Annotated in this window: 21 protein-coding genes; 11 read left to right on the top strand and 10 right to left on the bottom strand. The window is 54.9% G+C overall.

The window, feature by feature from the left end; genetic code table 11:
* Positions 1-31: 31 nt before the first annotated feature.
* Both ACFQO0_RS07395 and ACFQO0_RS07400 read right to left on the bottom strand, forming a co-directional pair.
* Entirely contained in the window at positions 32-1054 is a 1023-nt protein-coding gene (locus tag ACFQO0_RS07395) for an NAD(P)H-hydrate dehydratase (RefSeq protein ID WP_382233372.1), read from the bottom strand.
* Positions 1051-1833: a histidine phosphatase family protein gene (locus ACFQO0_RS07400; RefSeq protein WP_382233373.1), complete on the bottom strand. Its 783-nt coding sequence runs from the start codon at positions 1831-1833 to the stop codon at positions 1051-1053. The genes ACFQO0_RS07395 and ACFQO0_RS07400 overlap by 4 nt, the downstream gene beginning before the upstream one ends.
* A gap of 523 nt (positions 1834-2356) precedes the next feature.
* On the opposite strand from ACFQO0_RS07400, the gene ACFQO0_RS07405 reads away from it, so the two are divergent.
* Positions 2357-3901: a glucan biosynthesis protein G gene (locus ACFQO0_RS07405; RefSeq protein ID WP_382233374.1), complete on the top strand. Its 1545-nt coding sequence runs from the start codon at positions 2357-2359 to the stop codon at positions 3899-3901.
* The gene (gene mdoH / locus ACFQO0_RS07410) at positions 3901-6540 is read left to right on the top strand and encodes a glucans biosynthesis glucosyltransferase MdoH (RefSeq protein WP_382234065.1); all 2640 of its coding nucleotides are present in this window, start codon (positions 3901-3903) and stop codon (positions 6538-6540) included. Before ACFQO0_RS07405 ends, mdoH begins: the two co-directional genes overlap by 1 nt.
* 21 nt (positions 6541-6561) lie before the next feature.
* On the opposite strand, the gene ACFQO0_RS07415 is transcribed toward mdoH, so the two are convergent.
* The 3 genes from ACFQO0_RS07415 to trhO form a co-directional block, all read right to left on the bottom strand.
* Complete coding sequence (locus tag ACFQO0_RS07415) at positions 6562-6789, bottom strand: hypothetical protein (protein WP_382233375.1); 228 nt, start codon at positions 6787-6789, stop codon at positions 6562-6564.
* A 69-nt stretch (positions 6790-6858) separates the two neighbouring features.
* Positions 6859-7797, bottom strand: a complete 939-nt coding sequence (locus ACFQO0_RS07420; RefSeq protein ID WP_382233376.1) for a pseudouridine synthase — start codon at positions 7795-7797, stop codon at positions 6859-6861.
* Between the two features lie 8 nt (positions 7798-7805).
* Complete coding sequence (gene trhO, locus ACFQO0_RS07425) at positions 7806-8645, bottom strand: oxygen-dependent tRNA uridine(34) hydroxylase TrhO (RefSeq protein WP_382233377.1); 840 nt, start codon at positions 8643-8645, stop codon at positions 7806-7808.
* A 242-nt stretch (positions 8646-8887) separates the two neighbouring features.
* On the opposite strand from trhO, the gene ACFQO0_RS07430 reads away from it, so the two are divergent.
* The 3 genes from ACFQO0_RS07430 (at position 8888) to ACFQO0_RS07440 (ending at position 10065) form a co-directional block, all read left to right on the top strand.
* Positions 8888-9409 carry a hemerythrin domain-containing protein gene (locus tag ACFQO0_RS07430; RefSeq protein WP_382234067.1) on the top strand — a complete coding sequence of 174 codons (522 nt, stop codon included), beginning with the start codon at positions 8888-8890 and terminating at the stop codon, positions 9407-9409.
* A gap of 72 nt (positions 9410-9481) precedes the next feature.
* Positions 9482-9682, top strand: a complete 201-nt coding sequence (locus ACFQO0_RS07435) for a hypothetical protein (RefSeq protein ID WP_382233378.1) — start codon at positions 9482-9484, stop codon at positions 9680-9682.
* Between the two features lie 71 nt (positions 9683-9753).
* Positions 9754-10065: a hypothetical protein gene (locus tag ACFQO0_RS07440; protein ID WP_382233379.1), complete on the top strand. Its 312-nt coding sequence runs from the start codon at positions 9754-9756 to the stop codon at positions 10063-10065.
* A 114-nt stretch (positions 10066-10179) separates the two neighbouring features.
* Here the strand turns inward: ACFQO0_RS07440 and ACFQO0_RS07445 are convergent, their stop codons facing one another.
* Together ACFQO0_RS07445 and oxlT are read right to left on the bottom strand one after the other, a co-directional pair.
* Positions 10180-11259, bottom strand: coding sequence for an AI-2E family transporter (locus ACFQO0_RS07445; protein WP_382234069.1), 1080 nt, complete (start codon positions 11257-11259; stop codon positions 10180-10182).
* Between the two features lie 224 nt (positions 11260-11483).
* Positions 11484-12746, bottom strand: a complete 1263-nt coding sequence (oxlT, locus tag ACFQO0_RS07450) for an oxalate/formate MFS antiporter (RefSeq protein WP_382233380.1) — start codon at positions 12744-12746, stop codon at positions 11484-11486.
* A 705-nt stretch (positions 12747-13451) separates the two neighbouring features.
* Between oxlT and ACFQO0_RS07455 the strand changes: the two genes are divergently transcribed.
* From ACFQO0_RS07455 to ACFQO0_RS07465, 3 genes are read left to right on the top strand one after another with little or no spacing between them, the layout of a single operon-like run.
* On the top strand, positions 13452-13826 hold the full coding sequence (locus ACFQO0_RS07455; protein WP_382233381.1) for a COG4315 family predicted lipoprotein: 375 nt from the start codon (positions 13452-13454) through the stop codon (positions 13824-13826).
* Positions 13827-13869: 43 nt separating this feature from the next.
* Positions 13870-14370: an RNA polymerase sigma factor gene (locus ACFQO0_RS07460; protein WP_382234071.1), complete on the top strand. Its 501-nt coding sequence runs from the start codon at positions 13870-13872 to the stop codon at positions 14368-14370.
* Positions 14371-14380: 10 nt separating this feature from the next.
* On the top strand, positions 14381-15196 hold the full coding sequence (locus ACFQO0_RS07465; RefSeq protein ID WP_382233382.1) for an anti-sigma factor family protein: 816 nt from the start codon (positions 14381-14383) through the stop codon (positions 15194-15196).
* A 93-nt stretch (positions 15197-15289) separates the two neighbouring features.
* Here the strand turns inward: ACFQO0_RS07465 and ACFQO0_RS07470 are convergent, their stop codons facing one another.
* A complete protein-coding gene (locus ACFQO0_RS07470; RefSeq protein ID WP_382233383.1) occupies positions 15290-15541 on the bottom strand; it encodes a hypothetical protein in 252 nt (83 codons plus the stop codon).
* Here ACFQO0_RS07470 and ACFQO0_RS07475 point away from each other — a divergent pair.
* Together ACFQO0_RS07475 and ACFQO0_RS07480 are read left to right on the top strand one after the other, a co-directional pair.
* Positions 15536-16204 carry a GGDEF domain-containing protein gene (locus tag ACFQO0_RS07475; protein WP_382233384.1) on the top strand — a complete coding sequence of 223 codons (669 nt, stop codon included), beginning with the start codon at positions 15536-15538 and terminating at the stop codon, positions 16202-16204. The genes ACFQO0_RS07470 and ACFQO0_RS07475 overlap by 6 nt on opposite strands.
* A gap of 48 nt (positions 16205-16252) precedes the next feature.
* Entirely contained in the window at positions 16253-16600 is a 348-nt protein-coding gene (locus tag ACFQO0_RS07480; protein WP_382233385.1) for a GFA family protein, read from the top strand.
* A 74-nt stretch (positions 16601-16674) separates the two neighbouring features.
* On the opposite strand, the gene ACFQO0_RS07485 is transcribed toward ACFQO0_RS07480, so the two are convergent.
* Complete coding sequence (locus ACFQO0_RS07485; protein WP_382233386.1) at positions 16675-17592, bottom strand: pirin family protein; 918 nt, start codon at positions 17590-17592, stop codon at positions 16675-16677.
* Between the two features lie 75 nt (positions 17593-17667).
* The gene (locus ACFQO0_RS07490; protein ID WP_382233387.1) at positions 17668-18060 is read right to left on the bottom strand and encodes an OsmC family protein; all 393 of its coding nucleotides are present in this window, start codon (positions 18058-18060) and stop codon (positions 17668-17670) included.
* 291 nt (positions 18061-18351) lie between these two features.
* Here ACFQO0_RS07490 and ACFQO0_RS07495 point away from each other — a divergent pair, with 291 nt between their 5' ends.
* A complete protein-coding gene (locus tag ACFQO0_RS07495) occupies positions 18352-19398 on the top strand; it encodes an isocitrate/isopropylmalate dehydrogenase family protein (RefSeq protein WP_382233388.1) in 1047 nt (348 codons plus the stop codon).
* Positions 19399-19444: the final 46 nt, after the last annotated feature.

Genomic DNA, 19444 nt, shown 5'->3' on the forward strand with positions numbered 1-19444 from the left:
TGATCCTCTGCAGATTTGAGCCACATACTTTTTAGATCGCCCGCCGTCCAAATCTATCCAGCAATCCCGGCACTTCACCCGCAATATCCCGCGCCAGATAACCGAGCGAACCTATGCGTTGCGCCAGTTGCTCTCCTGCTTGCGCGTGCAGCGCAACGCCCCACGCAGTTGCTTGCTCTAAACTCGCGCCGCGCGCTGCGAGGCCGGCGATGATGCCGGCTAGCGTGTCGCCCGAGCCGGAAATCGCGAGACCGATATTGCCGCCTTCGTGTTGCCACACATCGCCGGCTGGCGAGGTGATGAAGGTGGCGGCGCCTTTCAATGCAACGACGGCATTCCATTTGATGGCAGCGGCGCACACCGCAGTGAGCGGGTCGGCTTGTATGCTGTCTTTGTCATCGCCGGTCAGGTGCGCCATTTCGCCTGCGTGTGGCGTGAGGACCAGATTGGCCAGACGTACGTGTGCTGCATTGCGACTGCTGAGGTCATGAGCGGGCGCAGCTTGATCAGGCTGCGCGCTCTGCATATTGCGCACGACTCCCATCGCGCAGGCATCGAGCACTATCTTGGTGTCGGAGAATTTTGGCAGCAGCGCCTGCACGAAGGCGCAGATCGCAGGTTCGTCCTGCATGCCGGGACCAACTAATACGGCATCTACCTTGCCTATCAATTGATCGAGCAAATCGGCGGAGGCCAGTTCGATGCCGCCTTCTTCGGTTTCGGGCAGGCCGATGACGCGCGACTCCGGCAATGCGGAGGCGACCAGTTGCGCGACACTGGCGCCGGTGGCGACCGTCAGTTTGCCCGCGCCTGCACGCAAGGCGGCGGTGGCGGCAAGGATGACGGCACCGGGCATTTCTCGCGAACCACCGATGACGAGTACGTGGCCGCGATCTTCCTTGTCGCCGTCGACTGAGGGCATGGGCAGCGGCCAGTTCAGCAGCAGGTCCTTGTCCAGTTTTTGCACGCGTGCGCTGCTGGGTTCTGGTTTTTGCTCTGCTTGCGAAATCTGCTGCTCTACATCTTGTGCTGATTCTTTATGCGTTTTCATCATGGCTTGGGTACGCCCGACATGTCAGGTTCGGCAGTCACGGTTGCGCCTGCTTCCAGCAGCGGTGCGACAAAGTTGATCATTTGCAGTTCGAGCTGGCCGAATTTGCCAACGTCGGGATTGAATTTATAAGACGTGACCGAACAGTTGGGCACGTCGCCGGCGCGATCGGCGCTGAGGATTTCTTCTTCGGTCATGTGTTCCAGCAGATAGCGGAAGCAGTTGACGATGACTTGATGAGCGATGATCAGCACGCGCTCGCCCGGATATTCGCGCGTGATGGTGTCGAGTACATTGCGCAGGCGCAGGATGACGTCGCACCAGCTTTCGCCGCCGGGCGGGCGGAAATAGAACTTGCCTACATGCTGGCGCTGGTCGTACAGCTCGGGGTGCTTTTGCGCGATGCCGAGGCGGGTCAGGCGATCGAGGATGCCGAATTCCTTTTCGCGCAGGCGTTCGTCGCTGATAAAGGTATGGAAGTTGCCGGGCTTGTCTATCGTCGGCCCGATACGGTCGGTAATAATTTGTGCGGTGTGCCATGCGCGTAAATAGGGCGACGACAGCACCACAGTCGGTCTTTCTGCTGTCGGCAAGCTGCCAAACCAGTGAGCAAGTGCCTGCGCCTGTTGCCGGCCCAGATCGGAAAGCGGCACATCGATGTCACGCTCGACGATGTCGATCAGTTCTAGTCCGCCGGTTTCAGCCAGTTCGCGCGCGACATTGCCCGCGCTTTGTCCGTGACGGACCAGCCATACGTGGTCCGGCCATTTGGTGTTTGCCATGCAATCTCCCTGTGCATTGGTGGCTGCCGCCTGAATGCCGATATACGAGTCGAAATACGAGTCGAAATACGAGCCGATAGACGTGTCGATACGCGCGCAGTGCAACCATCATCGACAACGTATGAATCCGCAGCGTATAAATCCCCAACTTAGCTCGGCAGCAGCTACGATGGGCAGCCATACTCGATATTGAAGCAGCAGTATGCGGCTCCCGCATCGAACCTTCGGTACGGAATCCCGCATTATTGGCATGCAATGTGCATTCAGGAAAGATTGTTGGAAAAAGAGAAGCCCGCCCGATAGCGGAACTTTATTGACGGCATGCAATCCGATTTAGTCGACAAGCGCATCCAAGAAGAAAAAGACGCTGAAAACCGAAGGTAACGCCCCAGGGCGCTATTTCCCCGAATAAGCATTTTTCGTCCCAGATGGCATCGTTACTCCGGTCATTTCTCAAGTGGTTTCGCCGCATGGCGAGGCGGGCTGTATTTTTTTGCTGATAGGTTGGTACAAGTTGGAAAACATGTTGCGGAATTACTTTAGTAGTTGTTTTACTGCCAGACGCGGTCTGGCAGGTACCTTATTGCTGGCTGTGTCTTTTGTCGCCACCGCGCCTGCGCTGGCATTCGATTTCAACGATGTCGCGAGGAAGGCAAAACAACTGGCAGCGACTTCGTACAAGGAGCCGCAAAAGAACATCTCCAAAGGTCTGGAGAGTCTGGATTACGATCAATACCGCGACATCCGCTACAAACGTGACAGCGCTTACTGGCGCACAGCCAAACTGCCGTTCGAACTGACCTTCTTCCATCAGGGCCGCCAGTTTGCCAGCGCGGTCAAGATCAACGAGATCGCGGGCAATCGCGCACGGCCGATTCCGTTTGATGCGCGTAATTTCGATTACGGCAAAAATAAATTAAGCGCGCAGGATTTGAAGCAGGCGGGCTTTGCCGGTTTCCGCGTGCATTACCCGATCAACAAGACATCGTACAAGGATGAGGTTGTGGTCTTTCTCGGTGCCAGTTATTTGCGCGCCGTTGCCAAGGAACAGATCTACGGCTTGTCGGCACGTGGACTGGCAGTCGATACGGCGTTGAATTCGGGTGAGGAATTCCCGCGCTTTGTGGAATTCTGGATAGAGCGTCCCGCCGCCAACGGCAAGCAGCTGACGATTTATGCATTGCTGGATTCGCGTCGCGTGTCCGGCGCTTACCGCTTTGTGGTCAAGCCCGGCGAGCAAACCATTACCGAAGTGAAGTCGCAGTTGTACCTGCGCGAGAACGTCAGCAAACTCGGCATCGCGCCGCTGACCAGCATGTATTTCTTTGGCGAAAACCAGCGCGCTACCTCAGACGATTACCGTCCGGAAGTGCATGACTCGGATGGCCTGTCGATACAATCCGGCACTGGCGAGTGGATCTGGCGCCCGCTGGTCAATCCCAAGCGCTTGCTGGTGACGTCGTATGCCTTGAGCAATCCATCCGGTTTCGGCTTGATGCAGCGCGATCAAAAGCAGGATAACTATGAAGACCTGGAAGCGCGTTACGAAGCGCGTCCGAGTGCGTGGGTAGAACCGATCGGCAAATGGGGATCGGGCCGCGTCGAGCTGGTGCAGATACCGACGCCGGACGAGTTGAACGACAACATCGTGTCTTACTGGGTGCCGGATCAATTGCCTAAACCCGGCATGCCTATCAATTTTGACTATCGCCTGTCATGGCATAAAGGCGATAAAAAATTGCCGCCTCTGTCGTGGGTGACGCAGACCCGCCGCGGTCACGGTTACCTGCGCAAGCCGGATGACAGCATTGCGCTGTTCGTCGACTTTGAAGGGCCTATCTTCAAGAAGCTGGCGAAGAACGCCAAGGTCAACATGCGCATCTCGGTCGATGGCAATGGCGAAATTCTGGAATCCCATGTGATGCGCAATGAAGCCACAGGCGGCTATCGCGCCGCGCTGCGCATCAAGCGCGTCGATGACAAGAAGCCGGTGGAAATGCGCGGCTTCCTGCAAACCGTCAACACAACTTTATCGGAAACGTGGAGTTACATACTCCCGGCTGAATGATGGATGCGCCCCGTATTCCGCTGCCATGCCGGCATTATCTGGACAAGCTGTCTTTGCCGCCGGCAGTGCGCGATGGCATAGAAGCACAACTGGCCGAGACCCCGACTTTATCGACACGCGATGCGATGACGCGCCTGCATCACATCCTCGCGCAAAAGAATGCCGATAGCGACAACCCGGCGTATGGGTCAGTGACTGCACGCGCCAGGCTGGTGCTGGGGCATGATGCAGTGTGGCGTGCAGATCCGGCAGCATCCGCTGCCAATACAGTCGAGCAAAACGAGCCGGCCCAGTTATGCGTGGCGCCGCCATTGAATCGCGCATCCATGGTGCCGCATCCCTGGGGCGCGCTGAATCCGCTGACGCGCTGGATGCAGCGCGTGTTCGGGCGTGTGCAAGTTGAAGATGCCGCAGCGCTGGATGCGAAAATCAGCGATGCAGAAGCGGTAGAGCCGGCAGAAATTTCCATCCATGAACTGTTGCCGCAATCCACATCAGCATCAACATCAACCTCGCAAACAGAAGCAGTCAACGCGCCAAAAGCCGCTGGCAAGGCGCGCGGCGGCTTGCGTCGCCTGGTCTTGTTATTCCTGATGCTGGGTCAAACGGCGCTCGCCACGTATTACATGAGTCGCGTATTGCCGTATCAAGGCAAGGAGCCGCTGGAAATCGCGCTGCTGGCATTGTTTGCGCTGCTGTTTTGCTGGGTGTCTGCCGGTTTCTGGACCGCGATGACGGGCTTTCTTTTGCTGGCGCGCGGCAAAGACCCTTTCCTGATTTCCCAGACGGCAATCGCCAAGGGGGCGATAGACGCGGGCGCACGCACGGCGATCGTGATGCCTATCTGTAATGAAGATGTGACGCGGGTGTTTGCCGGTTTGCGGGCGACTTACGAATCGGTGCAAAAGACCGGGCAATTAGCCCATTTCGATTTCTTCGTATTAAGTGATAGCGGCAATAGCGACACTTGCGCGGCGGAAGTGGCAGCGTGGGCGGCGCTGTGCAAGGCGGTTGATGGTTTCGGCCGGATTTTTTATCGCCGACGTCAACGTCGCACCCGTCGCAAGAGCGGCAACATCGATGATTTTTGTAGGCGTTGGGGCAATAATTATCGCTACATGATCGTGCTCGATGCCGATAGCGTGATGAGCGGCGATTGCCTCAGCAAGCTGGTGCAATCGATGGAAGCCAATCCGGATGCCGGCATCATTCAGACCGCGCCGCGTGCTGCGGGGCGCGATACCTTGTATGCACGGATACAGCAATTTTCGACACGCGTGTACGGTCCGTTGTTTACGGCCGGGCTGCATTACTGGCAACTCGGCGAATCGCATTACTGGGGACACAACGCGATCATTCGCGTCAAGCCCTTCATCGAGCATTGCGCCTTGTCGCTGCTGCCGGGCAAAGGCCCGTTCGCTGGTGAGATTCTGTCGCACGATTTTATCGAAGCGGCCTTGATGCGACGCGCCGGATGGAAGGTCTGGATCGCCTACGATCTGGATGGCAGTTATGAAGAGATGCCGCCGAACTTGCTGGATGAATTGAAGCGCGACCGTCGCTGGTGCCAGGGCAATCTGATGAACTTCCGTCTGTTCCTGTCGCGCGGCATGCATTCGGTGCATCGCGCGGTCTTTGTCACTGGCGTGATGGCGTATCTGTCTGCGCCTTTGTGGTTTTTATTCCTGATACTTTCTACCGGCTTGCTGGCGCAACATACCCTGACCGAGCCGACTTACTTTACCGAACCTTGGCAGTTGTTCCCGAACTGGCCGCAATGGCATCCGGAAAAAGCGCTGGCCTTGTTCAGTGCGACTGCGACCTTGCTGTTCCTGCCGAAAATACTGAGCGCGTTGTTGATCTGCATGCAGGGCGCGAAACAGTTTGGCGGACAGCTACGTTTGCTGTTCAGCGTCTTGATTGAAATGTTTTTCTCGATGCTGCTGGCACCGGTGCGCATGCTGTTTCACACGCACTTTGTGATCGCTGCATTCATGGGCTGGGCTCTGCGCTGGAAATCGCCGCCGCGTGAAGATGCAGAAACCAGTCCGCGCGAAGCTTTCCGCCATCATGGCTTGCATACCTTGCTGGGTTTGGCCTGGGGCGCTGCCGTGTTCTGGTTGAACCCGACTTTCCTGCCGTGGCTGCTGCCGATTGTCGGTTCGCTGGCGGTGGCGATCCCTATCTCGATTTATTCCAGCAAGGTGTCGAACGGTTTGCGCTTTCGCAGCAAGAAGCTGTTCCTGATTCCGGAAGAAGCAGTGCCGCCGGTGGAATTATTAGCGACCGTTGCGCATGTGAAGGCGACGCCGCCACCACCGGATTTTATTGCTGCGGTGGTTGAGCCGAATTTCAATGCGGTGGTGTGCGCGAGCGGCAAGTTGCATCTGCGGCGCTCGCCTGCGGCACAAAAGATCAGTGCCAATCTGGTGCGGGCGGCCTTGCTGGATGGACCATCGGCACTTGCCGATGCACAAAAAAATATCCTGTTGAGCGACCCGTTGCATATGTCGCAACTGCATCTGGCCGTATGGACTTCTGGCCATGCGCATGCGGACTGGCTGGCGAGATTGCCAGCGTCGTCACAGACGGATAAAGATCGCGTGCCTGGATTGCAAGCATTGGGTCAAGCGGCGTAGCGCAATCGTTGATCGCTGTCCTTACATGCCCGAATACAGCATTTGAAAGCTGAATATCGTCATGCCGACCATCATCAGTGCAACCAGCGAAATGGGGATCAGTAGCAGGATGAAGGCAAGCCCCCGAATCGCCCCATGTCGTACTGGCGATGCGCTCTTGCCAAAACGGCGGTCAACCTTTTCGCCTATCAGGGTGGCCAGCGGATTGACGAGACTGCCGATAAAACTTCTTAGTGTTTCGCGTGCCATGGATGTCCTATATTGATAATTGTCGTTTCGGTCCGGTGGTGGCTGTAACGGTTAAGCGTCATTCAACATTCAAAACGACAGGGTACGTGTACTGGCGAACCGGTGCAGCCGGCCTGAGACAGGATCGGTAAATTGTATCGCCTTCGCCAGCAGTTTCAGCGGCTGGCTGTAATCCTGTTCCGCACCTTCATCCGGATAGAGCTCGGGATAAATCCTGTCATTGACTATCGGCATGCCCAGCGCCGCCATGTGCGCGCGCAACTGATGCTTCTGGCCGCTGACCGGCTCCAGCTTGTAACGCGCCAGCGCACCGCTGACTTCCAGCAGATCTATTGCGGTCTCTGCATTCGCTTCACCGGCAACTTCTTCCATCTTCATGAAGGCCGCACTTTCCAGCAGGCGACTGCGATAGATGAGGGGCAAGGCGAGGTCGGCGCGATACGGTGCAATCGCTTCGTAATATTTGCTGACGCTGCGTTCGCGAAACAGGGTTTGGTACAGATTGCGTGTGGAAGGTTGTATCGTGAACAGCACCAGGCCTGCGGTTTCCCTGTCGATGCGATGCATGGGGGCCAGCGTGTCGATACCGAGAGAATTTTTCAGTCGCACCAGCAGGGTTTCCTGCAGATAACGGCCGGCCGGCGTGACCGGCAAAAAATGTGGCTTGTCGACGACCACCAGATACTCATCCTGATAGAGCACCACTTCATCGAAGGGAATGCGCGGCTCGGCGGGCAGGCTGCGGAAGTAAAAAATCTTGCTGTTCGGCTGATAGTCGCTTGTCACGCTTAATACCTGGCCATGCGCGCCCAGCACATCGCCGCGCTGCATGCGGTCCTGCCATTCACTGCGCGGGATCGCAGGAAATTGCTGGACCAGAAAATCGATGAGGGTTTGCCATGGGCCCGGCGGCAGGGCAACGCTGCTGGGGCCGACGCCATTCCTGCTGGCCGGCTTGGCGTTCTCATTCAAGCGCTGATGCACGGGCTGATTCACTTCTCGATTCATTTCCTGATTCAATCGCTGTCTTCGTCCAGGCGTTTGGCGCGTTGCAAGCGCCATTCCCATTCCGGTACGCCGCCGTAGACATCTTCCAGCGTGGTAGCGGTTTCCTGCAGTTTGGTATCGAGTGCGATGCGATTGTCGAAGACAAAGCATTCGCCTTCCCAATCCTTTTCGGCATCCGGCATCTTCTCGAAATAATTGAGTACGCCGCCTTCGAGTTGATACACGGGCACACCCATGTCCAGCATCCAGGCACTGGTTTTTTCGCAGCGTATGCCGCCAGTGCAATACATGGCGACGCGCTTGCCGGCGGCCTGCCATTCCGGCACATGGTCTTCTATGTACTTGGGGAAGTCGCGAAAATTATCCACGCCGGGATCGATCGCGTTCTTGAATTTGCCCAGTTTGAATTCAAAGCTGTTGCGATTGTCGATGACGACTACATCGTCCTGCGCAATCAGTTCGCGCCATTCCTGCGGACTGACATCGATGCCGGTCTTGCTGACCGCATCGACGCCATTGACGCCGAGGAAAACGATTTCGGATTTTTTGTGCACCTTCATCCGCGCAAAGGGCGCGGTTTGACACGCGCTGTGCTTGAAGGCGATATCGGCAAAGCTGCCGTCAAAAAATGCGTCATTGCGCAAGGCTTGCTCGAATGCATGAATTGCAGCAGGACTGCCGGCCAGCACGCCATTGATGCCTTCATCGGCGACCAGGATGCTGCCCAGCACATCGCGTGTCAATTCGCGCAAATGCGTGACGACCGCGTCGGCATCGCCGAGTCCGACAAATTTGAAGAAGGCGGTATGCAGCAAGGGTTCTGCTACCAAAGACTGGAGTGGGTTCATACCGGGATTGTCGCAGATTTGCCCGGCAAATTGCGCAGGCGCTGACGTTGAAGGCGGGCAAGAGCGGCATATTCTTACATCAACTGAAGCCGCTGTCTGATACGCAAGGCACCGCGCACAGTACTACATTGACTGACGGGCGCAGCGTTCGGCTGTTGTGGCGCTAGCGTCTTACCAATCCGGGCCCAGGCGAAGCGGCTGCCAGCCCGATTACCTACCTAATACTTTTTTCGGGAGTCATGATGACAACTGCAACCAAAACGAATGCCAAGCCAGCCAGGAAATCGCCAGCCAAATCTGCTACCAAGGCAGCCGGCCCGGATGCGGTGAGTTTGCTGATGGACGATCACAAGAAGCTGAAAAAACTTTTCAAGGAATATGAAAAGTTGGCCAAGAAGGATGACATCGAAGGCAAGGTGGATGTCGCCATGCAGATATGCGAAGAGCTGACCGTGCACGCGACGATAGAGGAGGAAATCTTTTATCCGGCAGCACGCGCGGCCATCAAGGACGACGACTTGCTGAATGAAGCCGAAGTCGAGCATGCGACCGCCAAAGACCTGATCGCGCAAATCGAGCAGATGTCGGGTGACGATCCGATGTATGACGCCAAGGTGAAGGTATTAAGCGAATACATCGATCACCACGTCAAAGAAGAAGAGGACGAGATGTTTCCCAAGGCCAAAAAGGCAAAGATGGATATGGCAGGACTTGCCGTGGAGATGATGGAGCGCAAGGAAGAATTGATGATGGCAATGGCCTGAGGCTGCTGCCGGCATGTCGCGACGACATGCCGGCAGAACGACGTCTCACTACAATAATTTCCAGGAGTTTGTATGGGCAAGAAGAATGGCGGTATCAATGACAACAATGACGTCAGCGGCGAGCAAAGCCATATAGATGGCAACTCGGGTATCAGTAATCGGATCGATAATGAAGAATTGCCGGAACCGCCGACAGAACTGACTGAGGAACAAGCGGACGAAGCGCACAGGAATGCGAAGACGCCGACCAGACGCGATAGCAAGGTGTTTTAACGACACTGACTTGACTGGATTGATTGAGCTGCACTCAATCAGCAGGGACAAAGCGGAGAGCTAATATTGCGATGATGACCGAAGCGATAGGGTGGACCAGCGCCTTCATATTGTTGTGCACCGTATCTTCCCAGGTATGGAAGCAATGGCGCAGCAAGAGCAGCGCGGGGGTGTCCAAATGGCTGTTCATCGGTCAGATCAGCGCATCGTTGGGCTTTGTGATCTACAGTTTTGCACTGGGTAACTGGGTATTTGCCTTGACCAATTTACTGTTGCTGTGCACCGCAGTGCTCGGGCAATGTTTATATTTGCGGAATAGAAAAACTGAAAAACATGCCGAGCAAAAGACGCAAGCCGCTTACAAAAAGCAACGCAGTGCTTGATCGCGGTAGTCAAGCCAGCAGTGACGGGCATTAGGCATTACTTGGGGCTAGTAATTTGGCCCATTAGTAAGCCCTATATTTAGGTGCAGTATTTAACTCAGTACTCATGTAGTGTCAGTCAGGGCGCTGGTGTTTTTCGGCTTCCTGCTTTTGCTTTCCTGCAGAAAACATCTCCCACAGGGAAATGAACAGCGCCGCAATCACCGGTCCAATCACAAAGCCGTTCAGGCCCAGCAAGGCCATACCGCCAACGGTGGAAATCAAGACGATGAAGTCAGGCAATTTCGTATCCTTGCCGACCAGAATCGGCCGCAGGATGTTATCCACCAGACCGATCACCAGCACGCCGAATGCGATCAGCGTCGCACCTTGCCAGATCGCACCTGTCACCAAAAAGTAAATTGCCACCGGCACCCAGATCAGGGCCGCGCCGACTGCAGGCAACAACGACAGAAAAGCCATCAGCACCGCCCACAGCAATGCGCCTTGGACACCGAGGAACCAGAACGCCATGCCGCCCAGTGCGCCTTGCACAGCGGCTACGATGATGTTGCCCTTGACCGTCGCACGGATGGCGGTGGTCAGATTGTTGAACAGCGTGCGTTTGTGTTCCGGATTCAATGGTGCGGCCTGCTTGATGCGCATGACGATCTTGTCACCATCGCGCAGCAGGAAGAACAGGATGTACAACATGATCGTGAAGCTGACCAGGAAGCTGAAAGTGTTTTGACCGATGCTGATGGCTTGCTTGGTAATGAACTCGCTACCTTGTACTGCTGCATTCGACAGCTTTGTCTGCAGCGTGGTGAAATCGGTCAGGCCGAAGCGGTCCAGCAGATTGACAACCCAAGTCGGCAAGGCGGCAACGATCTTTTGAAAAAATACGCCAAAGTCGATCTGGCCGGAACGCAGGTTGTTATACAGATTCGTTGCTTCATGCACCAGCGAGATCGAAATCAATACCAGCGGAATAATCACGACCACCATGCATATGCCCAAGGTGGCGAGTGCGGCCAGGTTGCTGCGCTGATTCAGCCTGATCAGCAATTTGCGATAGAACGGAGAAAACAGGATGGCCAGCACGGCAGCCCAGAATACGGCACCATAAAACGGCAGCAGGATCGCGATGAACGCGAGCGAAAAGACGATCAATAAAGTCAGGAAGGTTCTTTGCTGTATCTCGGGATAGTTCATCTGGTGGGTGGCCGCTTGTGCGGCGCGCATTGTGGATTCAGGCATGCTACCTGAACTTGTGCGCAAAGTGAGCGTGTCAGCTCACATAAGGAAAGCGGCAGAGTTGTTGCTTGAAGATGTGGCTGGCGTCGTATGTCTTTGCCCTTTGCAAAAATCACTGGAATCCGCGGGCAAAAAAAAGACCGGCCTGAGCCGGTCTGGAAGGACAACAGGTATTTCTAGACTTATTCAGCGACAGCTGGTTTAGCCATGTGCTTGGCGCGCATTGGTTTCAACACAAACCATGCCATCAAAGCTGCAGTTGCATTCAATGCGCTAGCAACTACGAACACTGCGTACCAACCACCGGTAGCCGAAGCCAGCACTGCTGACAGTGGGACCAGCAACGAAGCTGTACCTTTAGCTGTGTACAGCAAGCCAGCATTGGATGCTGCGTATTTGCTGCCGAATGTATCAGCGCAAGTCGATGGGAACAGCGAGTAGATTTCGCCCCATGCAAAGAACACGATACCGGTCAGGATAACGAATGCGAATGGGTTGTGGCCGTAGTGGAACAGAGCCAGAATACCAACTGCTTCGATAGCAAACGCGATGAACATGGTTGGTTCACGACCGATTTGATCCGATACCCAGCCGAAGAATGGACGGGTCAAACCGTTCAATACGCGGTCGATAGCCAGAGCAAATGTCAACGCTGGCAAGGTGAGGCCCATCATGCTGACTTGAACGTCGAACACTTTGAAGTCACGAGCGATCGAGCCCAGTTGCGCAGTTGCCATCAGGCCACCAGCTGCAACCATGACGAACATCGCGTACATGATCCAGAACACTGGTTCACGCAAAACTTCCGATGGTTTGTAATCGCGTTTGGTTTGTTGAACGTTGGCGACTGCATCGCCTTTTTTGTGTTCTGGAGCACGGAACAGGAACAGCGAAACCAGCACTACGATGACGCCTTGGCCGATACCGAAGTACAGGAACGCATCTTGGTAGCCACGGGTAGCGATCATTGCCGAGATAGGAATGATGGTCACAGCAGAACCAGCGCCGAAACCGGCAGCGGTCAAGCCAGCTGCCAGACCGCGACGGTCCGGAAACCATTTCAACGCGTTACCAACGCATGTACCGTATACAGCGCCTGCGCCGATACCGCTGACGACTGCAGCGAAGTACAACATGGCGAGGGAATCAGCGAACGAGTTGATGTACCAACCCAAACCGCACAACAAGCCACCAACCATAACAACCGGACGTGGGCCGAATTTATCGACGAACCAGCCTTCGATAGGAACCAACCATGTTTCGGTCAGAACGAAGATCGTGAATGCGACTTGAATCGCAGCGCGACTCCAGCCATGTTTAGCAGCGATAGGATCGACAAACAATGTCCAGCCGTACTGCAAGTTTGCGATCATCGCCATGGCGACGATCCCCAGGATCAATTGAATCCAGCGAAATGACGCCGGACGGTTAACTGTTTCACTCATAATTGCCTTCTCTCAACTCTCAGGTATGGGAATGCACCTAATTACGTACTCGGTGCCCTCGTTGCAATAAACAACTGATTCAATCCGATCATTTGTAATCGCAACCATCCGCCAGAAAAGCTTGTAACTTACTGACACTGTGGATGCGATCCGTGTTTATTTAATTCAACGCCGCAACTATCAGAGAAGAGATAAATCATCGCAATGGATAAAAGCAAGAATGACTGATATTCAGATTGTGGATATCACGTATTCACGGCGCGACACGAAATAGGAAGTGTGGATACCACTTATGATTTTTGTGGATAGTACGTAAATTGTTAGGATAGTGTGAAGTGCTGTATGCGCGTGTTTGTGCACGATTTTGAGGAATGATTGGTCGGTGCATGCAGTTTGCTTTTGCGTCGATTTTTTGCGCGCTGGCAAGAGCCGTATGCGTGGTGGCTAACTGCACTGCTTGCACTATCAGATGACGGCACTAGCATGTTATTGCGCGCCGACGTAGTCTATGGGGCGGCATATAGCGTTGTAGAAAAATATTTTCGTTTGCATGGAATAAAGTTGCCGCTCTATCGTTTACCTGTATATCAGCGCATTGCTGTGTATTTTGAAGTTGTCCGATGAAAGCGCGTTGACGTATCTCTGGACACCGTGCTTTTATCGTTTCTCTAGCGTCATCCACCTGATCGAAAAGGAAATGAAAAAATGAAACGCTCACTGATCCTGTTCTCTGCAGCTGCCACCCTGGTTTTTTCCAGCGCTGCTTTCGCGCAAACTGCACCGGTTAAAAAAATGGACGGCATTCTGGTCAATAGCGCCGGCATGACGGTTTACACCTTCGATAAAGACGTTGCCGATAGCGGCAAAAGTACCTGCAACGGTCCTTGCGCTGCCAACTGGCCACCGGTCGCTGCAGGCGATGCCAAATTGAGCCCACCGTATTCTGTCGTTACGCGTGACGATGGTTCCAAGCAAGTCGCCTACAAGGGCAAACCCTTGTATCTGTTTGCTGCCGACACCAAAGTTGGCGATCGTACCGGCGACAAGGTCAAGGATGTCTGGCACGTGGTCAAGGATTAAGCAGGCCTGATGCAGTTGCGGCCGCACCGTCGTGGAGACTGTCATGCAGGATGAGCGCGATCGCTTGATCGCGTGCATCCCGCGGCTGCGTCGTTACGCCCGTGCATTGATCGGTGATCGCACGGGCGCTGACGATCTGGTGCAAGACACGATGGAGCGCGGCTGGAAAAAATTATCGTCATGGCAGCGTGGCAGCGATATGCGTGCATGGCTGTTCGGCATCATGCACAACCTGCATATCGATCAGGTCAGGCGCCCGGCGATTGTGACGGACGTGTTGGATGACGATACGCCATTGCCTGCGGTGGCGCACACCGACAGTCTGGAAATGCGCGACCTGCAATCCGCACTGGCAGCATTGCCCGCCGAGCAAAGAGAGATCTTGTTGCTGGTGGCGCTGGAAGAAATGTCGTATGAAGAAGTCGCAGCGACACTGGGTTTGCCGGTGGGCACCGTGATGTCGCGCCTGTCGCGTGCGCGACAAAAATTGCGCGCGCAGATGGAAGGTCGAGCAGTGGTATCAACCTTAAAGGTAGTTAAATAAAGGCCATCATATGAATCAGCTTGCGGTGACAGAAGCAGACCTGCACGCCTATGTCGATGGCTTGCTGAGTGACGCGCGCAGCGAAGAAGTTGCGGCCTATCTGGCTGCACGGCCGGAAGAACAGGCGCGTATCCATACCTATCGCGAACAGAATGAGGGCTTGCGTGCGCTTTTCAATCCTGTGCTGGATGAAGCCGTGCCGCCGCGCCTGACTGCTGCGGCGAGGGAGCATGCCTCAACATTTTCATCTTCGTACTGGCGCTTTGCTGCGGGTGTATTGATCGCCATCGTCAGCGGTGCCGGCGGCTGGATGCTGCACGGTGCTGCGCAGACAGGCGTGCTGGCCCGTTCCGCCATCAAGAACGCCAACGGCAATATCGCGTTGGCAGGATTTGCGCGCCAGGCCGCGATTGCACACGGCGTCTATACCCCGGATGTGCGGCGCCCGGTCGAGATCGGCGCCGATCAGGAAGATCAACTGGTGACCTGGTTATCCAAACGTACGGGTGCGGATATGCATCCGCCCAAGCTGGGCAAGCTGGGTTACGAACTGGTGGGCGGTCGCTTGCTGCCGGGTGAGACTGGCAGCCCGGTAGCGCAATTCATGTATCAGGAAGCAGGCGGTCAGCGTTTGACCTTGTATGTGTCTACCGACCAGGCGCAGAACAGGGATACCGGTTTCCGCTTCGCGCAGCAAGGCACGGTCAATGTGTTCTACTGGATAGACGGCAAGTTCGGCTATGCCTTGTCAGGTGGCGTCAACAAGGGTGAGCTGGCGCAGATTGCGCATGCGGTCTACGATCAGCTGGAGAACCGGCCGCAATAGGCTGGTCGGTAGTAAAGCCGATATGAGTCCAGCGAAGTGCCCTGTTTCAGGACATTCTTCATGGCTACATTTGCAACACCCCCTTCACAACAATTAACATTCCCCCAATTTCAAAACCGGTAAGCTTGCCTTGACAGGCTTATGTGCGCGGCTCTTTCGTGCAAGTGTCGCGTTCGTGCCGCCAGAGCGCGCATGAATGTTGCATTCAGTCAAAATAATGACGACAATCAAGCCGACGCATTTTTTGTGCAGTTCGCTTCTGAAAAGAGCCTGTCGCAAGAGCCTGTCGTCATTTCTATCCAACATTTTTAATGCTGTTTTTCCAATACGGAGAGCAATTTGCAAACCAATCCCGCGCAAAATCTTCAAGAGGTGACGATGCAGTTGACTGCTCTGTTAGAGCAAGTCAAGCTCGGCGTGGGCGGCGACACCGTGGTGCGCGCATTGCAAGCCGCGCTCGATGATCTAAGCGCCATTGCAACTACCGACGGTTTGACGGGTGCGTTGAACCGGCGCGGCCTGATTGAAAAACTCGACGGAGAACTGGATAGAGCCAAGCGCACCGGCCATCCGTTTTCTTTCGCGGTCATTTCCATCGATCAATATCATTCATTGAATGAACAATACGGTAGCGTGATCAGCGATCAGGTACTTAAAAATCTGACCGGCGCAGTATTGTCATTAATCCGCTCACTGGATTCATTTGGCCGTATCAGTCCGAATGAGTTTGCGCTGATCCTGCCGACTACCTGGCTGGATCAAAGCGATGGCGCCATCGTGCGGTTGACCAATGCAGTGGCTGCACTGGATTGGGCATCGATCGCGCCTTCGTTGGCGGTGACTTTTTCGACTGGGCTGACCACCAATATGAAGGACGATGATGCAGACAAGATGATTTTGCGTGCCAGCCAGGCACTCATGCTGGCGAAGGCCAAAGGGCCTGGTTCCAGCGCCGCACTGGATCATGGTTTGCTGGACTTCGATCCGGGCTTGGACGTCGGCTTCTAAGCGCTTGTAGTCAGCAGTTTTCCAGAAAATTAAAATCAGGAGACAAGCATGAACTATCAAGGATCATGTCACTGCGGCAAACTTAAATTCGAGGCCGAAGGCGACATCAAGCAACTCATCGAATGCAATTGTTCATACTGCGCACGCAAAGGCGCATTGCTGTGGTTTGTGCCGCGCGCGAAATTCACTTTCCGTGCCGGTGAAAATGAATCCACCGTCTACAAATTCAACAAGCACGTGATCGCCCATCATTTTTGTCCGACTTGCGGTTGCCAGCCTTATGCATTCGGCACCGATCCGTCGGGCAACGAGATGGCTGCCATCAATACGCGCTGCCTGGAAAATGTCGATACCTCTGCGTTGCCACATCAGGCCTACGACGGCAAGCATTCGTAACTGGCAGTATTGCCTGCTGCAGCGCAGCTGTAATGCACTGTCAGATGCAGTATCAGCGCAGTTTCAACCGAGGATCAGGGATAGCCGACCGGCTTGCCCGGTATGTCCGGCATGGGGATGAATTCTGTCTCGCCTGGCACGTCGGCAAAGCGGCGTTCCTTCCAGTCTTCTTTGGCTTGTTCCAGCCGGTCCGCCGAGCTGGATACAAAATTCCACATCAGGTAACGCGAGCCATCCATCGGTTCGCCGCCGAGCAGCATGACCTTGGTCACACCCGGACCGGCGCCCCGCAATGTGACGGCCGTGTTGGCCTTCAATACCAGCAACTGACCTGCCTGGAAAACGCCATCGCGTCCCAGATCGAGTTGACCTTCGATCACATACATTGCCTGTTCCGGATATTCGGCCGGTATATCGAGTCGCGCGCCCGCCTGCAGTTGCACGTCAACGTAAAACAGATCCGATAGCGTGGCGACCGGCGATTGTTTGCCGAAGAAGCTGCCGGCAATGATTTTGGCGGTCGCACCATCGCCTTCGATGATAGGCAGTTGATCGGCGGCCGTGTGCTCGAAGGCGGGGGCTGTTTCTTCATGTTTCTTGGGTAGAGCAACCCAGCACTGCAAGCCGTACAGCGATGAGCCTTGGGCGCGCAATACGGCGCCGGTTCGTTCCGAATGCACGATGCCGCTACCGGCCGTCATCCAGTTAACCGCACCTGGTTGTATGGTTTGAATCGAACCGACGCTATCGCGATGTTCGATTTCGCCATCGTATAAATACGTGACGGTAGCGAGGCCGATGTGCGGATGCGGCCGCACATCCAGCCCGCGTCCGGCGATAAACGCATGCGGTCCCATCTGATCCAGAAAAACGAAAGGCCCGACCATGCGTTTTTGCGTAGTCGGCAAGGCGCGACGTACTTCAAAATTGTCGCCGAGGTCGCGCGTGCGCGGCACGACGACGGTTTCCAGAGCGCTTTGATCGGTATCCATGGTTGACTCGCTTTCTAATCTTCATGATTGCAGATCATTTCCAGGGAAACGATCTGCGCTTGCTTTGCTTGCAGCTTAGTTCGACAGCGTGACGATCTTGATCTCGCCCGACAATGCCTTGTGTACCGGACATTTATCAGCGATCTTGTTCAGGCTTTCTTTTTGTTCTGCGTTCAGGTCGCCGTAGTAGGTCAGGGTGCGGTTGAAAACATACACGCCATCTTGTTCGGCAGCGATTACCGAGACGTCAACTTTTTCCAGCGGCAATTCCTTGCGACCTGCATACATATTCAATGTAACAGCGGTGCATGCACCGAGTGCGGCTGCCAGCAAATCGTGCGGTACAAAACCGGCATCGTCACCACCGAATGCGGATGGTGCGTCAGCGATTAACGAGTGTGGGCCAGCGGTAACGATGTGTTGCAATTTGCCTGCGCCTTTTGTTACTTTGATTTCTGTTTGTGCCATCTATATTCCCCAATTTAAAACGATTAAAAAACTGAAAACTTTGCGCTGCTGTGATAAAAAGCGGCCGCCAGCATGATAGCGATAGTGATCGGGTTCATGCCCGGCTTCAGAGCTGCCGCTACTATAACGCACAAGCACAAATGCATATTATCGAAGTCGTTTTGTACAAAATTCAAGAGCGTTGTAAGCTACTGTAAGGCTATGGCGCTACACTGTACTTTCCGCGTCGGGCTGGATCACAAGTTTTTGCTCTCGGCGCTCTTCGACAATTGACACCTCACTGGACACGATATGACGAACGACAATACACATAAAAAAATTCCCGTTACCCTGATCCCCGGCGATGGCATCGGCCCGGAAATTGTTGATGTCGTTGAACGCGTATTCGATGCAATGGGTAATCCATTTGCGTGGGACAAACATCAAGCCGGCTTGAATGCGCTGGAAAAAGGCGGCGACCTGCTGCCGCAAACCACGCTGGACAGTATTCGCCGCAACGGCCTCGCTTTGAAAGGTCCGTTGACGACACCGGTTGGTGGCGGCTTCCGTTCCGTCAATGTGCGTCTGCGTGAAACCTTCCAGCTCTACGCCAATGTGCGTCCGGCGCGTACTATCGTGCCAGGTGGTCGTTACGAAAAAATCGATCTGGTCATGGTGCGGGAAAATCTGGAAGGCCTGTACGTCGGTCACGAACATTACGTCCCTATCGGCGACGATGCGCATGCAGTCGCGATGGCGACCGGCATCAATACGCGTGCGGGCAGTCGCCGTATTGCCAAATTCGCGTTTGACTATGCAGTGCGTAACAACCGCAAGAAAGTCACTATCGTCCACAAGGCCAATGTGCTGAAGGCATTGACCGGACTATTCCTCGAAACCGCGAAACAGGTTGGCCTCAACTACGCCGACCAGATCGAATTCAATGACCGCATCGTTGATGCCTGCGCCATGCAACTGGTATTGAATCCGTGGCAGTTCGACGTGCTGGTATCGACTAATCTGTTTGGTGACATCCTGTCCGATCAAATCGCCGGCCTCGTCGGTGGTCTCGGTATGGCGCCGGGAGCGAACATCGGCGAAGGCGCATCCATCTTTGAGGCGGTGCATGGTTCGGCACCGGATATCGCCGGCCAGGGCCTGGCCAATCCGACCGCCTTGCTGCTGGCTGCAGCACTGATGGCAGAGCACAAGGGTTTGCACAAGATCGCACGGGATCTGCGCGATGCCATTGATGCGACTGTCGCAACCGTTGATGGCCGCACCGCAGATATAGGCGGGAAGGTATCGACTTCGAAATACGGTGATTTGCTGATTGAACGGATGCGCGACAAGAAATAAATAGTCTCGCTTGCCAAGATTAATGTTCTGCGATGCGCAATGCATT

It is taken from the genome of Herminiimonas aquatilis (assembly GCF_042665175.1).
GTDB lineage: Bacteria > Pseudomonadota > Gammaproteobacteria > Burkholderiales > Burkholderiaceae_D > Oxalicibacterium > Oxalicibacterium aquatilis.

Coding starts and splice junctions, on each gene's coding strand:
- ACFQO0_RS07495 (WP_382233388.1), top strand. CDS start 18,352: ATGACGAACGACAATACACATAAAAAAATTCCCGTTACCCTGATCCCC.
- ACFQO0_RS07400 (WP_382233373.1), bottom strand. CDS start 1,833: ATGGCAAACACCAAATGGCCGGACCACGTATGGCTGGTCCGTCACGGA.
- trhO (WP_382233377.1), bottom strand. CDS start 8,645: ATGAACCCACTCCAGTCTTTGGTAGCAGAACCCTTGCTGCATACCGCC.
- ACFQO0_RS07435 (WP_382233378.1), top strand. CDS start 9,482: ATGGGCAAGAAGAATGGCGGTATCAATGACAACAATGACGTCAGCGGC.
- ACFQO0_RS07485 (WP_382233386.1), bottom strand. CDS start 17,592: ATGGATACCGATCAAAGCGCTCTGGAAACCGTCGTCGTGCCGCGCACG.
- ACFQO0_RS07415 (WP_382233375.1), bottom strand. CDS start 6,789: ATGGCACGCGAAACACTAAGAAGTTTTATCGGCAGTCTCGTCAATCCG.
- ACFQO0_RS07445 (WP_382234069.1), bottom strand. CDS start 11,259: ATGAACTATCCCGAGATACAGCAAAGAACCTTCCTGACTTTATTGATC.
- mdoH (WP_382234065.1), top strand. CDS start 3,901: ATGGATGCGCCCCGTATTCCGCTGCCATGCCGGCATTATCTGGACAAG.
- ACFQO0_RS07440 (WP_382233379.1), top strand. CDS start 9,754: ATGATGACCGAAGCGATAGGGTGGACCAGCGCCTTCATATTGTTGTGC.
- oxlT (WP_382233380.1), bottom strand. CDS start 12,746: ATGAGTGAAACAGTTAACCGTCCGGCGTCATTTCGCTGGATTCAATTG.
- ACFQO0_RS07395 (WP_382233372.1), bottom strand. CDS start 1,054: ATGATGAAAACGCATAAAGAATCAGCACAAGATGTAGAGCAGCAGATT.
- ACFQO0_RS07460 (WP_382234071.1), top strand. CDS start 13,870: ATGCAGGATGAGCGCGATCGCTTGATCGCGTGCATCCCGCGGCTGCGT.
- ACFQO0_RS07420 (WP_382233376.1), bottom strand. CDS start 7,797: ATGAATCGAGAAGTGAATCAGCCCGTGCATCAGCGCTTGAATGAGAAC.
- ACFQO0_RS07490 (WP_382233387.1), bottom strand. CDS start 18,060: ATGGCACAAACAGAAATCAAAGTAACAAAAGGCGCAGGCAAATTGCAA.
- ACFQO0_RS07455 (WP_382233381.1), top strand. CDS start 13,452: ATGAAACGCTCACTGATCCTGTTCTCTGCAGCTGCCACCCTGGTTTTT.
- ACFQO0_RS07480 (WP_382233385.1), top strand. CDS start 16,253: ATGAACTATCAAGGATCATGTCACTGCGGCAAACTTAAATTCGAGGCC.
- ACFQO0_RS07465 (WP_382233382.1), top strand. CDS start 14,381: ATGAATCAGCTTGCGGTGACAGAAGCAGACCTGCACGCCTATGTCGAT.
- ACFQO0_RS07430 (WP_382234067.1), top strand. CDS start 8,888: ATGACAACTGCAACCAAAACGAATGCCAAGCCAGCCAGGAAATCGCCA.
- ACFQO0_RS07405 (WP_382233374.1), top strand. CDS start 2,357: ATGTTGCGGAATTACTTTAGTAGTTGTTTTACTGCCAGACGCGGTCTG.